This window comes from Polaromonas sp. 39-63-25 (genome assembly GCF_002278925.1).
Taxonomy (GTDB): domain Bacteria; phylum Pseudomonadota; class Gammaproteobacteria; order Burkholderiales; family Burkholderiaceae_C; genus Polaromonas.
Map to the genome: position 1 here is coordinate 506768 of NZ_NCJH01000006.1, position 17313 is coordinate 524080.

The 17313-nt window shown below is 63.1% G+C and carries 16 protein-coding genes; 11 read left to right on the forward strand and 5 right to left on the reverse strand.

Translation table 11 applies throughout. From position 1 onward, the window contains the following. Nucleotides 1-73: 73 nt before the first annotated feature. Nucleotides 74-1261, forward strand: coding sequence for an acetylornithine deacetylase (gene argE, locus B7X65_RS08895; protein WP_293593929.1), 1188 nt, complete (start codon nucleotides 74-76; stop codon nucleotides 1259-1261). Nucleotides 1262-1335: 74 nt separating this feature from the next. On the opposite strand, the gene B7X65_RS08900 is transcribed toward argE, so the two are convergent. Continuing rightward, nucleotides 1336-2469: an ABC transporter substrate-binding protein gene (locus tag B7X65_RS08900; protein ID WP_293593930.1), complete on the reverse strand. Its 1134-nt coding sequence runs from the start codon at nucleotides 2467-2469 to the stop codon at nucleotides 1336-1338. Nucleotides 2470-2634: 165 nt separating this feature from the next. After that, entirely contained in the window at nucleotides 2635-3765 is a 1131-nt protein-coding gene (locus tag B7X65_RS08905; protein ID WP_293593931.1) for an ABC transporter substrate-binding protein, read from the reverse strand. 63 nt (nucleotides 3766-3828) lie between these two features. Between B7X65_RS08905 and B7X65_RS08910 the strand changes: the two genes are divergently transcribed. From B7X65_RS08910 to B7X65_RS08950, 9 genes are all read left to right on the forward strand, one after another. Then, nucleotides 3829-5868: a molybdopterin oxidoreductase family protein gene (locus tag B7X65_RS08910; protein WP_293593932.1), complete on the forward strand. Its 2040-nt coding sequence runs from the start codon at nucleotides 3829-3831 to the stop codon at nucleotides 5866-5868. A 5-nt stretch (nucleotides 5869-5873) separates the two neighbouring features. Then, nucleotides 5874-6983: an aminopeptidase gene (locus B7X65_RS08915; protein WP_293593933.1), complete on the forward strand. Its 1110-nt coding sequence runs from the start codon at nucleotides 5874-5876 to the stop codon at nucleotides 6981-6983. After that, the gene (locus tag B7X65_RS08920; protein ID WP_293593934.1) at nucleotides 6976-7302 is read left to right on the forward strand and encodes a polyhydroxyalkanoic acid system family protein; all 327 of its coding nucleotides are present in this window, start codon (nucleotides 6976-6978) and stop codon (nucleotides 7300-7302) included. The genes B7X65_RS08915 and B7X65_RS08920 overlap by 8 nt, the downstream gene beginning before the upstream one ends. After that, nucleotides 7299-8504: a CaiB/BaiF CoA-transferase family protein gene (locus tag B7X65_RS08925; RefSeq protein ID WP_293593935.1), complete on the forward strand. Its 1206-nt coding sequence runs from the start codon at nucleotides 7299-7301 to the stop codon at nucleotides 8502-8504. The genes B7X65_RS08920 and B7X65_RS08925 overlap by 4 nt, the downstream gene beginning before the upstream one ends. Before the next feature lie 112 nt (nucleotides 8505-8616). Then, complete coding sequence (locus tag B7X65_RS08930) at nucleotides 8617-9756, forward strand: ISAs1 family transposase (protein WP_293593936.1); 1140 nt, start codon at nucleotides 8617-8619, stop codon at nucleotides 9754-9756. 256 nt (nucleotides 9757-10012) lie between these two features. Next, a complete protein-coding gene (locus B7X65_RS08935) occupies nucleotides 10013-10558 on the forward strand; it encodes a hypothetical protein (protein ID WP_293593937.1) in 546 nt (181 codons plus the stop codon). Between the two features lie 57 nt (nucleotides 10559-10615). Further along, entirely contained in the window at nucleotides 10616-10873 is a 258-nt protein-coding gene (locus B7X65_RS08940; RefSeq protein WP_293593938.1) for a hypothetical protein, read from the forward strand. Between the two features lie 164 nt (nucleotides 10874-11037). Then, nucleotides 11038-11628 (forward strand): hypothetical protein, encoded by a 591-nt coding sequence (locus B7X65_RS08945; RefSeq protein ID WP_293593939.1) that lies wholly within the window; start codon nucleotides 11038-11040, stop codon nucleotides 11626-11628. Between the two features lie 66 nt (nucleotides 11629-11694). After that, nucleotides 11695-11991 carry a hypothetical protein gene (locus tag B7X65_RS08950; protein WP_293593940.1) on the forward strand — a complete coding sequence of 99 codons (297 nt, stop codon included), beginning with the start codon at nucleotides 11695-11697 and terminating at the stop codon, nucleotides 11989-11991. A 487-nt stretch (nucleotides 11992-12478) separates the two neighbouring features. On the opposite strand, the gene B7X65_RS08955 is transcribed toward B7X65_RS08950, so the two are convergent. Beyond that, on the reverse strand, nucleotides 12479-12733 hold the full coding sequence (locus B7X65_RS08955; RefSeq protein ID WP_293593941.1) for an acyl-CoA-binding protein: 255 nt from the start codon (nucleotides 12731-12733) through the stop codon (nucleotides 12479-12481). 124 nt (nucleotides 12734-12857) lie between these two features. Between B7X65_RS08955 and B7X65_RS08960 the strand changes: the two genes are divergently transcribed. Further along, entirely contained in the window at nucleotides 12858-14381 is a 1524-nt protein-coding gene (locus tag B7X65_RS08960) for a wax ester/triacylglycerol synthase family O-acyltransferase (RefSeq protein ID WP_293593942.1), read from the forward strand. A gap of 626 nt (nucleotides 14382-15007) precedes the next feature. Here the strand turns inward: B7X65_RS08960 and B7X65_RS08965 are convergent. Continuing rightward, nucleotides 15008-15775 (reverse strand): type III pantothenate kinase, encoded by a 768-nt coding sequence (locus tag B7X65_RS08965; protein WP_293593943.1) that lies wholly within the window; start codon nucleotides 15773-15775, stop codon nucleotides 15008-15010. A 65-nt stretch (nucleotides 15776-15840) separates the two neighbouring features. Beyond that, on the reverse strand, nucleotides 15841-17295 hold the full coding sequence (locus tag B7X65_RS08970; RefSeq protein WP_293593944.1) for an amidase: 1455 nt from the start codon (nucleotides 17293-17295) through the stop codon (nucleotides 15841-15843). Between the last annotated feature and the right edge of the window lie 18 nt (nucleotides 17296-17313).

The window sequence follows — 17313 nt, forward strand, 5'->3', positions numbered from 1 at the left end:
ATAGACCACGTGCGCGCGGTCGGGTTCAAGCATAACCGCCCCCGCCGCAGGCGCAATTAAGCCAGAATCAGGCATGACTTTCCCCAACACCCTGTCCCCTTCCCGTCTGTCCGCCCCGGCCTTGGCGCTTGCGCAGACGCTGGTGCGCATGAACACCGTCAGCCGCAACTCCAACCTGGAGCTGATCCATTTCGTGCGCGACACGCTGAAAAAATCCGGCGTGGACAGCCGCATCACCTGGAACGCCGACAAAACCAAGGCCAACCTGTTTGCCACGCTGGGGGAAGGCAAACCTGCCGGCGTGATCCTGTCGGGACACACCGACACCGTGCCCTGGGACGGTCAGGACTGGTCGGTCGACCCGCTGTCGGCCCTGGTTCGCGACGGCAAGCTTTATGGGCGCGGCAGCGCCGACATGAAAAGTTTCATCGCGCTGGCGCTGGCCCAGGCGGATGCCTTTTTGAACAGCCCGGCGCCTTTTGCAATTCACCTGGCACTCAGCTACGACGAGGAGGTCGGCTGTTTCGGCGTGCGCGAGCTGGTGGCCGACATGAAAGACGCCGGCATCGCGCCGCTGGCCTGCATTGTGGGCGAGCCCACCAGCATGGTGCCGGCCATCGCCCACAAAGGTGTCTACCGCTACCGGTGCTGCGTGCGCGGCAAGGAAGCCCACTCGTCGCTGACGCCGCAATCGGTCAACGCCATCGAGATGGCCGCGCGGGTGGTGGGCAAGCTGCGCGACATGGCCGAGGGTTTCGAGCGCAACGAGCCGCGCTACGAGGGGTTCGATGTGCCTTTCAGCACGGCCAGCGTCGGCCAGTTCCATGGCGGCATTGCCGACAATGTGGTGCCGCGTGATGCCGAGTTCCGCTACGAATTCCGGGACCTGCCCACGGCCGACGCGGCTGCCATGCAAAAAGAGGTGCTGGCCTATGCCCGGCAAGCGGAACCAGCTATGAAAAAGATAGCACCGGAGGCCGGTTTCAGCTTCGAGACGATTTGCGAAGTGCCGAGTTTTCTGGGTTCCGCCAACGACGCGGTGACGCGGCTGGCGCAGCGCCTGAGCGGCGAGTCACGCACCACGCAGGTGGCGTTTGGCACCGAGGCCGGCATCTTCAAGAAGTCCGGCATTTCCACCGTGGTTTGCGGGCCGGGCAGCATCACGCAGGCGCACCAGCCCGACGAGTTCGTCAGCCTGGAACAGCTCGCACGCTGCGAGGCCTTTCTGCGCGGGCTGGCCGCGACGACCAGCATCGCCTGATCCACAAAGGCTCAGCCAAAAAAAAACGCCTGCGCAGAGCAGGCGTTTTTTTCGGGGGCTGCGGCAGGCGCAGCTCAGGTGCGCACCCTGCCGTCGCCGGTCAGCATGGACAACTCCACAAAGGCCGAGGCCACATGGTCGGTTGGCGAGAAGGACACGGAAAAGCCGCCCAGCGACTGGCTGCCCAGGCTCTCCAGGCCGGCAATCAGCGACTCGCGACTGAGCTTGCCGCTGGCGCGCTTGAGGCCCTCGACAAACAGTTTGGCGGCCACATACCCTTCCATGCTGGAGAAATTGGCTTGGGCATCCTTACCGGCGGCCTTGACGGCATCGGCAAACTCGCGCGCAATCGGGCGCGCCGCGTTGTAGGGTGAAGGCATGACCTGGGACACCACCACGCCCGCACCGTCCTTGCCCAGCTCGTCGGCCAGCGCCTGCGTGCCGACAAACGACACGTTGTAGAAGGTGCCGCCGTAACCGGCCTTGCGCGCAGCGCGAATGAAGGCGGCACAGGATTTGTAGGCGCTGATCTGCACCACGGCATCGGGGGCCGCGGCGACCAAGGTCTGGACGGCCTTGGCCACATCGACGGAATTACGCTCCACCGTGGCCTGCGCCACCGTTTTGAGCCCCAGGCCGTTCAGGGCCAGCGTCACGCCGTCCAGACCGGCCTTGCCGTAGGCGTCATTCTGGTAGAACACCGCGATTTTCTTCAGACCCAGGCTGGTCAGTTGCTTGACGATCAGGCCGGTCTCGTCGTTGTACGACGCGCGGACGTGAAAGGCGTACTTGTTGAACGGCTCGCGCAGGCCCATGGCGCCGGTGAAGGGGGCAATAAAAGGCACCTTGTCCTTGGTCGCCAGCGGCAGGGCCGCCAGGCTGGTCGGGGTACCGATGTAGCCAAACAGCGCAAACACGTCGTCGGCAATCAGCTTGCGGGTGTTCTCGGCGCAGCGGTCCGGCTCGTAACCGTCGTCCAGGTTGCGGATTTCAATCTGGCGCTTGCCCACGCCGCCCTGGGCGTTGACCTGGTCAAAATAGACCTTGGCGCCCTGGTAAAACTGGATGCCCAGTTGTGCGGCAGGACCGGTAAAGGCAGCCGACTGACCGAGGATGATCTTGCTGTCCGACTGGGCCCGGGCGATGTTGAAGCCGGCCAGCATGGCGGCGCCAGCGGTGAGGGAGAGTTTTCTGCGAGAAATAAGCATGCTTTCATTCTCGCCAAAGACAGGGCTTGGGACACAGCAGCCCCCATCACGCCACAGGCCTTCTTTTTGAATATTTATTACTTTAGTTTTAAGAACTAACCCTACAAAAGGTAAACCCGCTATTTTTCGTCAGAAATTCGTCAGCCTTCTGTCGCGGCAGCCCCACTATTCGCGCACCCGCCCCTGCGAATCGATCAACCCGAGCTCGACCAGCCGGGAACCCACGCGGTCGTCCACGAAGTGGACCCGAAAACCGCCAACGCTGACATCGTCCATGGCATCGATCGCCTTGTGGAGTTTGGCCCGCGTCAGGTCCTTGCCGGCCCGCCGCAGCGCTTCGGTGTACACGCGGGCGGCGATGTAGCCTTCGAGCATGTACACATTGGGCTTGCCCAGCTTGGCGGCAAGCGCATCGGCCTGCATGTCACGCACCAGGGCGACCTTGCTGCTGTCGCTCTTGGGAACCACCCGCGCCACCACCACACCAGCCCCCGTCTTGCCCAGCTGCTCGGCCAGCAGGCTTTCGCCGGTGTTGGAGAAACCGTAAATCGGCCCGCGAAAGCCCTTGGTGCGCAGGTCACGCACGGCGTTGGCGGCACCCGCCGCGTCGCTGATCACCAGCACCGACTCCGGGCGCGCGGCCAGCGCCTTGTCCACGCTGCCGGCCAGGCTGCCGCTGGCAAAGGGGGCCGTGGCCACCAGGTTGGCGCCCAGGCTCGTCATGGTGCGCTGGGCCGAGTCGAGGGCGGCCATGGATTCGCCATCACCCGCATGCAGGATGGCCAGCTTGCGCGCGCCCAGGGTGGCCGCATGTTTGGTAATGGCCGCGGCCTCTTCCGAATAACCGGGACGCAGGGAGTAGACATTGCCATACAGCGCCCCGCGAAACTCGTCGGCCGCCGCCATGGGCGCAAACAGCAACACGTCGCCGTCCTTGATCAGGGGGTAGGCCGCGGTCACCTGCGGCGAGCCGTAAAAACCGAACAGCGAAAGCACACCCTGGTCCAGCAGCTTTTTCGTGTTGGCCGCCGTGTTGGCGGGGTTGCCGAGGTCGTCCAGCGTGACGAGCTCGATCTTGCGGCCGTTGATGCCGCCGGCCGCGTTCACGCTGTCGAAATACAACTTCGCGCCCTGGTGAAAAGGCTGGGCCAGCGAGGAGCCTGGGCCGGTCAGCGCCAGCGACTGGCCCAGCACAATGCCGGTCTTGCTCACGCCGTCCTGGCTGTGCGCCACTGCACCGGCGAGCGCCAGGACAGCTACGATAAGGGTCTGTCCCAGAGTGTGTAATTTTTTCATATTGATTGCCCTGGCTGAAACGCAAGCAGGGTCGGCTCCTAGCAAGAAAATGTAGTTCCATTTATGTCTGCCTCCATCAGCATCTCCCCTAGTGCCGCTCCCGCGAAAAACACCGTCAAGGTGCGGGGCGCCTGCCCGCATGACTGCCCGGACACCTGCGCCCTGCTCACCACGGTGGAGGATGGCGTGGCGATCAAAGTCCAGGGCAACCCCGACCACCCCCAGACCGGCGGCGTGCTCTGCACCAAGGTCTCGCGTTACACCGAGCGCAGCTACCACCCGGAACGCATCCTGCAGCCGCTCAAGCGGGTGGGGCCCAAGGGTTCGGGACAGTTCGAGCCTGTCAGCTGGGACACCGCGCTCGGCGAGATTGCCGCGCGGCTACAAGGCATTGCTCAGCGCGACCCGCAGGCCATCGCACCCTACAGCTACGCCGGCACCATGGGGCTGGTGCAGAGTGAAAGCATGGCGGCGCGCTTTTTCAACAAGCTGGGCGCCTCGCTGCTGGACCGCACCATCTGTTCGGCCGCCGGCGGCGAGGGCCTGACGCAAACGCTGGGCCGCAAGGCCGGCATGAAGGTTCAGTTTTTTGCCGAAGCCAAACTGATCCTCATCTGGGGCAGCAACTCGATCGCCAGCAACCTGCACTTCTGGCGTTACGTGCAGGAGGCCAAGCGCCAGGGTGCAAAGATCATCTGCATCGATCCTCGCAAGACCGAAACTGCTGAAAAGTGCCACGAACACATCGCCCTGCAGCCCGGCACCGACGCCGCGCTGGCGCTGGGCATCATGCATGAGCTGATCGTCCACAACTGGCTGGACCACGCCTACCTCTGCGGTGTACCCGTGGAGCAGGTGCGCTCTCTGGCGCGCGACTACGGCGAGTGCTTTGTGAACGGGCAGCCGGCGGCAATCCGCCTGAACTACGGCATGCAGCGCGTGCGCGGCGGCGGCAACGCCACACGCGCGGTGGCCTGCCTGCCCGCGCTGACCGGGGCCTGGCGGCACCGCGGCGGTGGTTTGCTGCTGTCGAGTTCGGGCATGTTCCCGGTCAACCAGGCCGCGCTGCAGCGGCCCGAGCTGCGCGCCGGCCGGCAGCCGCGCACCCTCAACATGATCACCATCGGCGACGACCTGCTCAGAAGCAGTTCGGCCGCCTTCGGCCCGAAGATCGAGGCGCTGATCGTCTACAACAGCAACCCGGTGGCGGTGGCGCCGGAGTCTGGCAAGGTGGTGCAGGGTTTTGCACGCGAGGACCTGTTCACCGTGGTGCTGGAGCATTTCCAGACCGACAGCGCCGACTACGCCGATTTCATCCTGCCGGCCACCACCCAGCTCGAACACTGGGACGTGCACAGCGCCTATGGCCACACCGATGTGCTGCTGAACCGGCCGGCAATTGCCCCCGTGGGCCAGGCCCGGCCCAACACCGAGATCTTCCGCGGCCTGGCGGCACGCATGGGCTTCACCGAGCCCTGCTTTGCGGATGACGACGAAACCCTGTGCCGCGCGGCCTTCAGCCACGCGGACGGCGACAAAATCGATTTCAACGAACTGCTGGACAAGGGTTTTGCCACGCTGCCCGGCCCCGACGCGCCGTTTGCCGAGGGCCGCTTTTTGACCCCGTCGGGCAAATGCGAATTTTTCAGCGAACGGCTCGCCGCACAGGGACTGGACGGCCTGCCCGACCATGTGCCCAATCACGAGCTGGCAGGCAGCTCGGCCAGCTACCCGCTGGCGATGATCTCGCCGCCGGCGCGCAACTTCCTGAACTCCACCTTCGTCAACGTCAAAAGCCTGCGCGACATCGAGGGCGAACCGCTGCTGGAAATCAACGCGCAGGACGCCGCCGCGCGCGGTATCAGCACCGGCAGCGTGGTGAAGGTGTTCAACCAGCGCGGCACCTACCGCTGCAAGGCCAGGGTGTCTGACAGGGCGCGCGCCGGCGTGGTCCACGGCCTGGGCATCTGGTGGCGCAAGTTCGGCCTGGATGGCACCAATGTCAACGAACTGACCAGCCAGCACCTGACCGACCTGGGGCGCGGCCCGGTGTTTTACGACTGCCTGGTCGAGGTGCAACTTGACGCCGCGCCAGCACTCTGATCTGGATGCCCTCCTTCCGGTGCTCCCCCAAAACAACGGCCCTGCTTGCGGGCGTGCTGCTGGGCCTGTCCGGTTGTGCCAGCCTCGGTTATTACTGGCAGTCGGTCAGCGGCCATCTGCAGCTGATGAACGCCGCCCGGCCGATTGATGACTGGCTGCAGGACAGCGACACCCCCGACAAACTCAAGGCCAGGCTGGCCCTGACCCAGCAGATCCGCCGCTTTGCGGTAAGCGAACTGAATCTGCCCGACAACGCCAGCTACCAACGCTACGCCGACCTGCGGCGCAAGGCCGTGGTGTGGAATGTGTCGGCCGCGCCGGAGTTTTCGCTGACCCTGCATACCTGGTGTTTTCCGGTCACCGGCTGTGTAGGTTACAAGGGTTATTTTGACGAGGCCCAGGCACGCACCGAAGCCGACAAGCTGAGCGCGCAAGGGCTGGAAGTCAGCGTTTACGGCGTGCCGGCCTACTCGACCCTGGGCTGGATGAACTGGGCCGGCGGCGACCCGCTGCTGAGCACCTTCATCGGCTACCCCGAGGGCGAACTGGCGCGGCTGATTTTTCATGAGCTGGCGCATCAGGTGGTGTATGCCGCCGACGACATGGACTTCAACGAATCCTTTGCCACCGCCGTGGAACGCCTGGGCAGCGCCCGCTGGCTGGCCACCCACGGCAGCGCCGCCGTCCGCAAAGAGTACGCGCTGTACAGCGAACGCCGCCGCCAGTTCCGCGCACTGACGCTGGGGCTGCGCCGTGAGCTCAGCGAGATTTATGAGCCAAAAACGGCCCCAGCCCCCGACCGCCGTGCGCAAGCAGCTATGAAAAACATAGCAATTCAGACCTTCCACACGCGTTACGCCGCCCTCAAGGCCGGCTGGGACGGCTACGCCGGTTACGACCCCTGGGTGGCCCGCACCAACAACGCCTCGCTGGGCGCGCTGGCCGCCTATGATGAACTGGTGCCGGGCTTCGAGGCGCTGTTTGCGCGCGAAGGCAGCAACTGGCCGCGGTTTTATGATGCGGTCAGACGCCTGGCCGCCCTGCCCAAACAGGAGCGGCACGACGCCCTCCGCCCTTCCATCACCACAAAAACCGAGGAAACACCCCATGGCTGACATCCATATCGAACGCGAGCACAGCCTGGGCCTGGCCCAGGCCCGCAAGATCGCCTTCCAGTGGGCCGAACAGGTCGAGGAAAAGTTCGACATGAGCTGCACCTACGAGGAAGGCGACAGCTGTGACGAAGTCAGCTTCACCCGCTCCGGCGTCAGCGGCACGCTCAAGGTGACCAAGGACCAGTTCGAGCTCGACGCCAAACTGGGCTTTCTGCTCGGCGCCTTCAAGGACAGGATCGAGGGCGAGATCGTGAAAAACCTCGACACGCTGCTGGCCCAGAAGAAGCCCGCCGCCAAAAAGAAACCTGCGCCGAAATGACGGCAACGGCCCATCCGGGCCCGCTGGCGGGCCTGAAGGTGGTGGAACTGGGCCAGCTCATCGCCGGACCCTTCGCCGCCAAGACGCTGGCCGACTTCGGCGCCGACGTCATCAAGATCGAAGCCCCCCGCGCAGGCGACCCGCTGCGCAAATGGCGGCTGCTCAAAGACGGCACCTCGGTCTGGTGGCAGGTGCAGTCGCGCAACAAACGTTCGGTGGCACTCGATTTGCGACAGGCGGAAGCGCAGGAGATCGTCCGCAAACTCGCGCTGGACGCCGACGTGCTGATCGAGAACTTCCGGCCCGGCGCCATGGAAGGCTGGGGCCTGGGCCCTGACGAGCTGCTGGCCCTGAACCCCCGGCTCATCATGCTGCGCATCAGCGGCTACGGCCAGACCGGGCCCTACCGCGACCGGCCCGGTTTCGGTGTGGTGGCCGAAGCCATGAGCGGCCTGCGCCACCTGACCGGCGAACCGGGCCGCGTGCCGGTGCGCGTCGGCGTCAGCATAGGCGACACACTGGCCGCGCTACACGGCGTGATCGGCATCCTGCTGGCGCTGCAACACCGCCATGTCTCAGGCAAAGGCCAGGTCGTGGATGTGGCACTGTATGAGGCTGTCTTCAACTGCATGGAAAGCCTGCTGCCCGAATACAGCGCCTTCGGCGCCGTGCGCGGCCCGGCCGGCAGCGCCCTGCCCGGCATCGCGCCCAGCAACGCCTATGCCTGCAAGGACGGCGGCTACGCGCTCATCGCCGGCAACGGCGACAGCATCTTCAAACGCCTGATGACGGTGATGAATCGGCAGGACCTGGGCAACGACCCCGCGCTGTCCGACAACGCCGGCCGCGTGGCGCGCGTGCAGGAGATCGACGCCGCGATCGGCCAATGGACGGCCGGCCTGACGGTGGAAGAAGTGCTGACGGCGCTGGAAAGTGCCGAGGTGCCCGCGGGGAAAATCTACACCGTCGCCGACATCGCCGCCGACCCGCACTACGCCGCGCGCGGCATGCTGCAAAAAGTGCAGATGGACGATGGCTCGGAAATCGCCGTGCCCGGCTTCGTGCCCAAGCTCTCAACCACGCCCGGCAGCCAGCGGCGCAATGCACCGGCCCTGGGTCAGGATACCGATGCGGTGCTGCGTGAGGTGGGGCTGACGGAGGCACAGATCGGTGCGCTGAGGCAGCGTGGGGTTGTGGGGTGAACGGCAGGGCAATCGCATCAAAATAAAGGACAGCAAAAGGTCAAACAAGGGAGGTGATTGATGCGAGAGGCAAACTACGGGACTTCAAAACAGCCTGTAGAAACTCTCCTGCATGACAGACAAAGCGCACCTGAGCCTGATGGACTGCTTTGGCCAAGTGCCAGATCCCCGCATTGAGCGCAGCCAGCGGCATGAACTGCTCGATATATTGGCCGTTGCCCTGTGCGCAGTCATAGGCGGGGCAGATCACTGGACGGAAGTGGTCGAATTCGGTGAATCCAAACTGGCGTGGTTCTCCACCTTCTTGAAGCTGCCCAATGGCATTGCTTCGCATGACACCTTTGCTCGAGTGTTTCGCCTGATCAACACCGATGCCCTAGAGAGCGCCTGCCGCCAATGGCTTGCCAGCCTGGTCGGGCGCGTGGCTGGGGTGGTTGCCATTGATGGCAAAAGCGTGCGCGGCTCGCGTGATGGCAAAAAGCACCCACTGCATATCGTCAGCGCCTGGGCCAGCCAGCACAGCGTGCTGCTCGGGCAGGTCAGGACGGCGGAGAAGTCCAATGAAATCACAGCCATCCCGGAGTTACTCAAGCTCTTGAGCATTGAAGGCTGCATAGTCACCATAGATGCCATGGGGTGCCAAAAGAGTATTGCCAAGGACATCATGGCCAGCGGAGCCGACTATGTGCTGAGCCTTAAAACCAATCACGCCCACCTGTGCCTTGGCGTGGCTGCCTGGTTTGACAAGGGCCTGGTTGGCGGCTTTGGTAAACATGCCTGCAGTCATTACCTGGAGCCCGCCCAAAGCGGTCATGGGCGCATTGAGAAGCGAGAGCACTGGGTCACGACGGTGCCCCAGCACCTTAGGCGGGCCACCAAGGCTTGGGATGGACTTCAAACCATAGCGATGGTGCGAAGGCAGCGAAAAATAGGCGACAAGGCCAGCAGTGAGGACAGCTACTACATCAGCAGCTTGCCCATGAGCGCAGGGGCACAAGTGTTAGCCCATGCGGTGCGAAGTCACTGGGCGGTAGAAAACGAGTTGCACTGGTCGCTGGACGTGGGCTTTCGGGAAGATGCCTGTCAGGTGCGCAAAGACAATGCGCCTGCCAACCTTGCCTGCATCAGGCGCATGGCGCTGACCCAGCTCAAGCAGGAGACAACTAAAAAGCTGGGCATTCAGGGCAAGCGCCGACGCGCTGGATGGGATACCGCATATATGCAGACTGTGCTCAAAATGGTACCGGTTTAGATGCGATTGCCCTGGGGTGAACGGCCGGTCGCTACGTTATTGATAGCTGGTGGCGCATATGGCGTATGGGCTGGAGCTCGATTTGGCTACAAGACCCTGCCGCTCCTAGAATCATGCGGTGTTTGGTGTTCGGTTTAACTACATGACAGGGAGCATCCATGCATAAAAATTCCTGGTGCGACAAGGACTTGGCAGCAAATCCGTTGGCCGAGTTATGCGGCAGGCCGTGCGGTTTACATTACGTTGGACATCACAGATGATGGTGACTGAGGCTCTCGGCATTGCCCTTGCAGTAGTGGGTCTAGCATTTGCCTTTGAAACGCCCCGCCACTGGTTTCTTCGGACAACTCGGCTGGTCAAGCCTCGTCCGAGTAAAAGGAACGCGGCCGAACCTGCAATCCTCACTCCAAAGCCGGCGCCAGCTGTTGCCCCACCATTCGCGGTATCGTCCATCACAGTTATGGAAATCGTTGACACGATAAATGCAGCGCCACCATTTCAGCGCAAGCAGCTGGCCCAGAACTACTCCGGGATTCACATTAGCTGGGAGGGATACCTCAGGCGAGTCGATGAGGACCCCGTCAATGTCTCCCGCGTCCGAGTCAATCTGGCTGTTGATGAATCGGAGATCCTTGGATACTCAATCTGGTTTAGCGTATCACCCGACAGGCTTCCCGAGATTAAAACCATGCCGCGAAACTCCAGGCTCCGAGTTGTCGGAAAGATTTTGTCGGCGAGTGGCTCGGGTTTGTGTGTCGATGTGGCCACCGAAGAAATTGAGGTCGTTGATCGTGCCGGTTAGTTGCCTCGTCCTCGGAGCGGTGAAAGTGACGCCTAGCTCCGACGTTGGAAAATCACCATGAACGTATTTCTCCGAACTCTTTTGCCTCTTACGTTTGCTGCGCTCATCGTCGGTTGCGATTCGAACGGCGACACCTTCACTCTTTATCGCAACAGCGTCACGGACGAAAACATGCGAATCCATGTTGCTTCGTTTAACGCTTCGGATGGTGAGTCTTATAACCGGGGCAACTGCGAGCAAGCTCAATTGCTCTTTCAAGCTCAGCCCGGAGTAAAAACGAAATTCTGGTGTGAGAAGGGCGTGTTCAGAAAATGAGCCAATTGCCTAACGCAGCGCTTATGCTCGTTCCCTTCAGTCGCTGGACGCTGCGCGAAATAGTCGCGCAGCGCCAGTGACTTCTACGTCAGGCCCAACGTCAGCCACCCCACCCATCCCACATGCGCTTGCCCATTCTTCCGGAACGACCCCACGCCGGCCCCATGAAACCTGTGGCTTCTGCGAAGACAACGCAGGCCATCCTCCCCAGCGGCCAACTTGAGCTCACGATAGCGCACGACACCGTCCGAGGCGTCACACCAACCATGCTTTGCTGGTGGTTCGAGACGCTCGGTCAGACGATGACCTGGGAAGGACGGACCTATCCCCGGTACCTGCTGTGGCATCCCCGCGACCACATCCAGTGGGAGCTGGCCGCCAGGTCGCCCACCGGTGGAAGCGGACAGGGCGCACACTTTCGCATCGTCGAAGCCTTCGCGGCCAACCCCGCGTACTACGTGGACTCGGCCGAGTGGGTCGAGAAGCTCGATGAAGAGGGGATCGCGCTCGTGCGGCGAATCGCCGGCGTGGAGGTGTTCCGGCTGGAGCACCGTTTCGGGCAGGCAGCAGGCGGTGCGAGCTACCGGTCCCGCATGACGGTAGGCGTGGCGTCCGGCCTGTCCCGGCGCCCCTTCAACTTCTTCGTCCGGCCAAAGGTCTTTTCAGACGTAATGGGCACAGCCTGGCTCACGCACAACGTCGAGGAGGTCAGCATGCTCGAGAATATTCTTCCCGCGTTGTATGCGGCGCGATGAGGCCTGGAACGATGCTGAACATGCCTCCAAGTTTTGCCGTGTAAATTACGTCAAAAGACGCAATTCATGGAACACTATCTCGAACTGGCAGCCGTGGCACTGTCGATCATCGCGTTTGTCCCGGCAACGTTCTTTTTCCTGCGCGCCAGTTACCAATTCGTCCTGATGCTTGGACACTACCGCAGCGGAAAACATCGGCTCGGGGCAAACCTCTTGCCATTCCTGGTGCCGTTCATGCCCCAAGTCTTTACCGAGCAAGGCAATCTGCATCGGCAGGCGTTCTTGTCCAATTTGGGATGGTCACTGTGTTGCATGGCGTTCATCGCCATTATGTACACGGTCCTTGGTGTCGCTAATGCGTAGCTCAGCGTGTCTCAAGTGGTCGTTTGCCGTGAACACGCAGCAGGAAAACTCATGCAGAAACCGCCAGGTGCAGTAAGGGCTTTGACATCAGATCTGAAAACTGAGCTGCACCGAAGCGCCCAAGTTTTACCTCAGTATGTGCGTCATACATTCAGTGAGGCGTTATGAAACTATCTACAAGCGGCCGTAGAAATATTCTCGTCGCTCTATGTTTTCTGTTGCTGATGGGGTTGATGGCGTTATCCACCTTTATTCCTTCAACCGAACAGCGGTGCAAATCGACCTGCCGTTCCAAAGGATTGGACGGTCGCATGGTCTATCTGTATCCAAAAGAAATGACAGCCGGTATGAGAGGTAGAGGACCATCGGAATGTCAGTGTTCTCGCCCCTGACATTCATTGCAGCCAGCGGGATTGGGCGTTGAATGCAACTGCTAGCCAGAACAGTCGGCACGGATTAAGGCCGGCCGACCACCGCTTGCAGCAACTCAGCTCAACGACTCAATCAAATCCACATACTGCTGCATCGCATCTTCCTGCGAGGTGCCCTTCAGGTTGTTCCAGGCGTCCCACTTGGCGCGCGCCACCATGTCGCCAAAGCCGGGCTTCTTGTCGGCGTTGTCACCGCTGCTGCCCTGCTTGTAGAGCGCGTAGATCTTCAGCAGCGTGGCATTGTCAGGCCGCTCGCTGAGGTTCTTGGAATCGGCCATGGCCTTGTCGAAAGAGGCTTTGAGGTCTGACATGAAGAGGCTCCGTGAGGGTTGGAAGTGGAAATGAATTCGGGTAACTGCCCGGTATCTTAGCCACTGCCTTGACTGCAAAATAGGGAATTCACCCCATCCGGGGTGCTTGGTACACGGAGTTTTCATGGTCACACGCGTTTCGGCCCAGGCCGCAGGCAAAAAGGTTGCGAAGAACGTCCAGAAAAACGTCAAGCGCGCGGTCTCGGGCACCTTGGGCCTGTCGGGTGAACGCATGAGCAAGGTCGACACGGCCTGGCTGCGCATGGACACGCCGTCCAACCTGATGATGATTGTCGGCGTCTGGCAACTTGCGCCGGGCGTCAGCCACGCGGCGGTCTGTGAACGCATGGAGTCCAGCCTGCTCAAATACGCGCGCTTTCGCCAGCGGGTGATGGAAGACGCCGCCGGCGCGACCTGGGTCGAGGACCGCTACTTCGACCTGCAGAACCACGTGATTGCCGACAAGCTGCCGAAGGTGGCGAAGGGCAAGGAACAGGAAGCGCTGCAGGACCGTGTGGCCGAACTTGCCATGCAGCCGCTGGACCGCAAGCGTCCGCTTTGGCAAATCCACCTGGTCGAGGACTACACCGGTCCCGACGGCGTCAAGGGCAGCGCCATGATTGTGCGCATCCACCACTGCATTGCCGACGGCATTGCACTGATTTCGGTGACCATGTCGCTGGTGGATGGTGGCGCGGCGCCGCCCGAGCGACGCAAGAAGGAAGCCGGTGGCGGCGCCGAAGACTGGATCGCCGAGACCCTGCTCAAACCCTTCACCGACCTGACGGTCAAGGCGCTGGGCGCGGCCGGCGAAGGCGCCGCCAGGTCGCTGAACCTGCTGAGTGACCCGCAAAAAGGCATGGCTGGCTCGCTCGACATGGCCAAGGTGATGCTGCAGGTGCTCAAGGACAGCGCGGCGCTGGCGCTGATGCCCGACGATTCGAAAACCCGGCTCAAGGGCAAGCCGGGCACCACCAAGAAAGTGGCCTGGTGCCAGCCGATACCGCTGGACGAAGTCAGGGCCATCGGCAAGGCGCTGAACTGCTCGATCAACGACGTGTTGCTCAGTTGCGTGGCCGGTGCGATTGGCGAATACCTCAAGTCGCACGGCGACGACGTGAAAGGCCAGGAGATACGCGCCATGGTGCCGGTGAACCTGCGCCCCATCGAGCACGCCTACAAACTCGGCAACCGCTTTGGCCTGGTGCCGCTGGTGCTGCCCATCGGCGTGGACAACCCGGTGGAGCGGGTCTACGAGGTGCGGCGGCGCATGGCAGCCCTCAAGGGCAGCTACCAGCCGCTGCTGGCCTTCAGCCTGCTGGCGATTGCCGGCCTGCTGATCAAGCCGGCGCAGGACGCGATGCTCAACCTGTTCTCGAAAAAAACCACGGCGGTGATGACCAACGTGCCGGGACCGCGCGAAAAACTCAAGTTCTGCGGCGCCACGCTGGAGCAAAGCATGTTCTGGGTGCCGCAGTCGGGCGATGTCGGGCTGGGCGTGTCCATCCTGAGTTATGGCGGGGGCGTGCAGTTCGGTGTGATTACCGACAGCACCTTGTGCCCGGAACCGCAGCGCATCATCGACGAGTTTGTGCCCGAGTTCGCCAAGCTGTTGATGGTGACAATGATGCTTCCCTGGGGCGAATAACGCTGGACCTGTAAGCGTTTTATGCCGTTTGCCCTTTGGATTCGGGCGCGAGCAGCTATTTAATTGATAGCAAATCGAAAGCATCACGCTGCGTCCGTGGTCTGCCATGAATAGCAGGCGTAATTCCCCACTCCCTCCCCCGCTGGGCGATGGCGGAGAGCTTCATTTGGCCGCGTGTGCTGCGCTCGTGTGCATGAATGACCGCTGCGTGTTCCGACGATGACGCGCAAAGCGCGTCATCGTCTCCCCGCATCCGCTCCCGGTTTTATCCCCCACCCTTCTGGCTGCGCCGAGGAGCGGAGGGCCAGACGGATCAGGGCGAGCGATTGTCTGAGCCGAAGGCGAGTTCGAGCTCGACCCCGGCTGGACCGAGCACCGCAGGCTGCCCGGAGCGAAGCGCAGGGACGCAGACAGCAGGGTCGCCTTCTCTTTGCTTACTTTCTCTTGGCGACACAAGAGAAAGTGAGTCGGCTGCCGGGCCGAGACCCGGCTTGCTGGCCACCCCGAGAAGTTGGAATCGAAGACGGCTTCGACAGGCTCAGCCCGAACGGGAGAAGGAACGCCGGCCTCAGCCCTTATGGAACAAGCGCAATCAGCTATTGAATTTATAGCAATCCGCTTTGCCGTCAGGTGGCAAAGCGCTGCGCAGCGATTTCCAGCAGGCCGTCGAAAATCAGGCTTTCCACCAGCTCCACCTTGACCGACATGCTGGGGGCCATCTTCCAGCCCGCGCCGCCCGTCATGATGCATTCGGGCGCCTCGCCGCAATGCCGCGTGGTGTTTTCCACCATGCGCTGCACGGCACCGGCAATCGCAAAGGTGCCGCCGCTGGTGAGCGCGTCGCTGGTGTTGGTGGGAAAGTCTTTCACCTCCCCTGTCGGCACATGCAGCCCGGCGGTGCCGGACTCGAGCGCACGCAGCATGATGCCGTGGCCCGGCAGGATGATGCCGCCCAGGAACCTGCCGGAGGCGTCGATCGCCTCGACCGTGACCGCCGTGCCCACCATCACGACCACGCAGGGTTTGCGGATGCCGCGGCCCAGAAGCCGGTGCCGCGCGCCTATCATCGCAACCCAGCGATCGGCACCGAGGCGGGTCGGGTGGTCGTAGCCGTTGGTCACGCCGGCCTCCTCGGCGCTGGAAACAACCCAGCGCGGAAGGACATCCCAGAGCTCCATCTGCTCCTCGACACGGCGCTTGACCGCGTCGCCGGCCACGACGCAGCCCAGGATGTGCGACGGCGTGGGCAGGCCGCGCCACTCCTCGTCCGCCAGCTTGTCGATGTTTTCCAGAAACACCGCGCCATGGGCCAGCAGGGGCGACCCGGCCACCGGGGCCGCGTAATGGGCCCACTTCAGCCGGGTGTTGCCCACATCGAGTGCTAAAAAAGTCATGCCACCCGATTATGAACAGCTTCTGGGGCTTGGGGCGCGGACGCGCCTAGAGGTTTTCCAGTAAATCAGGGTGCGACGGTCACCGGTCGCCTGAAATCAACATCGGCAGGCCGCGCCGCTTCGTAGGCGCGCGAGGCGCGCAGCACCAGCGCGTCACCGAACATCGGCCCGACAAACTGCAGGCCAATGGGCAGGCCCGCGGCGGTCAGGCCACAGGGCACCGTGCTGGCCGGCTGCTGGGTCAGGTTGAAGGGGTAGGAAAACGGCGTCCAGCCCAGCATGGCGGCCGAGTCCATGGGCGTATGCCCGGCGGGCCGCGCCTCAAACGCCGGCACGGCCACGCTGGGCGTGACCAGCAGGTCATAACGCTGCATGAACTGGCGCATGTGCGAGCCCAGCGCGCCGCGCTGCAGATGCAGGCGCTGGATGTCGAGCAGGCTGAACTTTTCACCGATCAGCGCCTGGGCGCGAAAGTCGGGGTCGGTCAGCGCCTGCTGCGCGGGGGTGAGCGTGTTCCACACCGTCCAGGCACCGGCAAACCACAGGCCGGTGGTGATCTCCAGCGGGTCTTCAAAGCCCGGATCGATCTGCTCGACCAACGCGCCGAGGTCGGCCAGCAGCGCCACGGCGCGGGCCACGGACTGGGCCACTTCAGGATCCACGTTGCGCGCATAACCGAGCGCCGGCGACCAGGCGATGCGCAGGCCGCGGATGCCGTCTTCCAGCCCCTGCAGGTAGTTGCTGCTGTCGGGCGGCAGCGAGGTCCAGTCCCGGGCATCCGGCTTTTTGAGCACGTTCATCATCAGCGCCGCATCACGCACGCTGCGGCTGTGCGGCCCCAGGTGCGCGACCGAACCGAACGGCGACAGCGGGTAGGCCGGCACGCGGCCAAAGCTGGGCTTGAGGCCGAAGTTGCCGCAAAACGCCGCCGGAATGCGCACCGAGCCCGCGCCGTCGGTGCCTATGGCCAGCGGCCCCATGCCGGACGCCACCGCCGCCGCCGCGCCACCGGAAGAGCCGCCCGGGGTCTTGCTGACATCCCAGGGGTTGCGCGTGATGCCGGTGCGCGGTGAATTGGTTACACCCTTGCAGCCGAATTCCGGCGTGTTGGTTTTGCCGAGAATCACCGCCCCGGCTTCGCGCAGCCGCGCGGTGGCCGGTGCATCCACCTCCCAGGACTGGCTGGCGTCCACCGTGTGGCTGCCCCGCAGGGTCGCCATGCCGCGGGTCAGGATCAGGTCCTTGATGGACACCGGCACACCGTCGAGTTCGGCGCAGGGTGCACCACCCTGGCGGAATTGCTGCCAGCGCGCCTCGCTGTCGCGGGCGCTTTGCAGCGCGGACTCCTGCGCCACCAGGCAGAAGGCGTTGAGGGCGGGGTTGAGCGCGTCAATACGCGCCAGCACGGCGCGGGTGGCCTCGACCGGCGAGGCCTGGCCGCTTTGGTACAGCTGCAGCAGTTCGGTCGCCGTGCAGTCGGCCAGACCGGGCAAGGTGGGCAAGGTTGAGGAAGGGGTCATCAGCTACTCCAGTCGTTG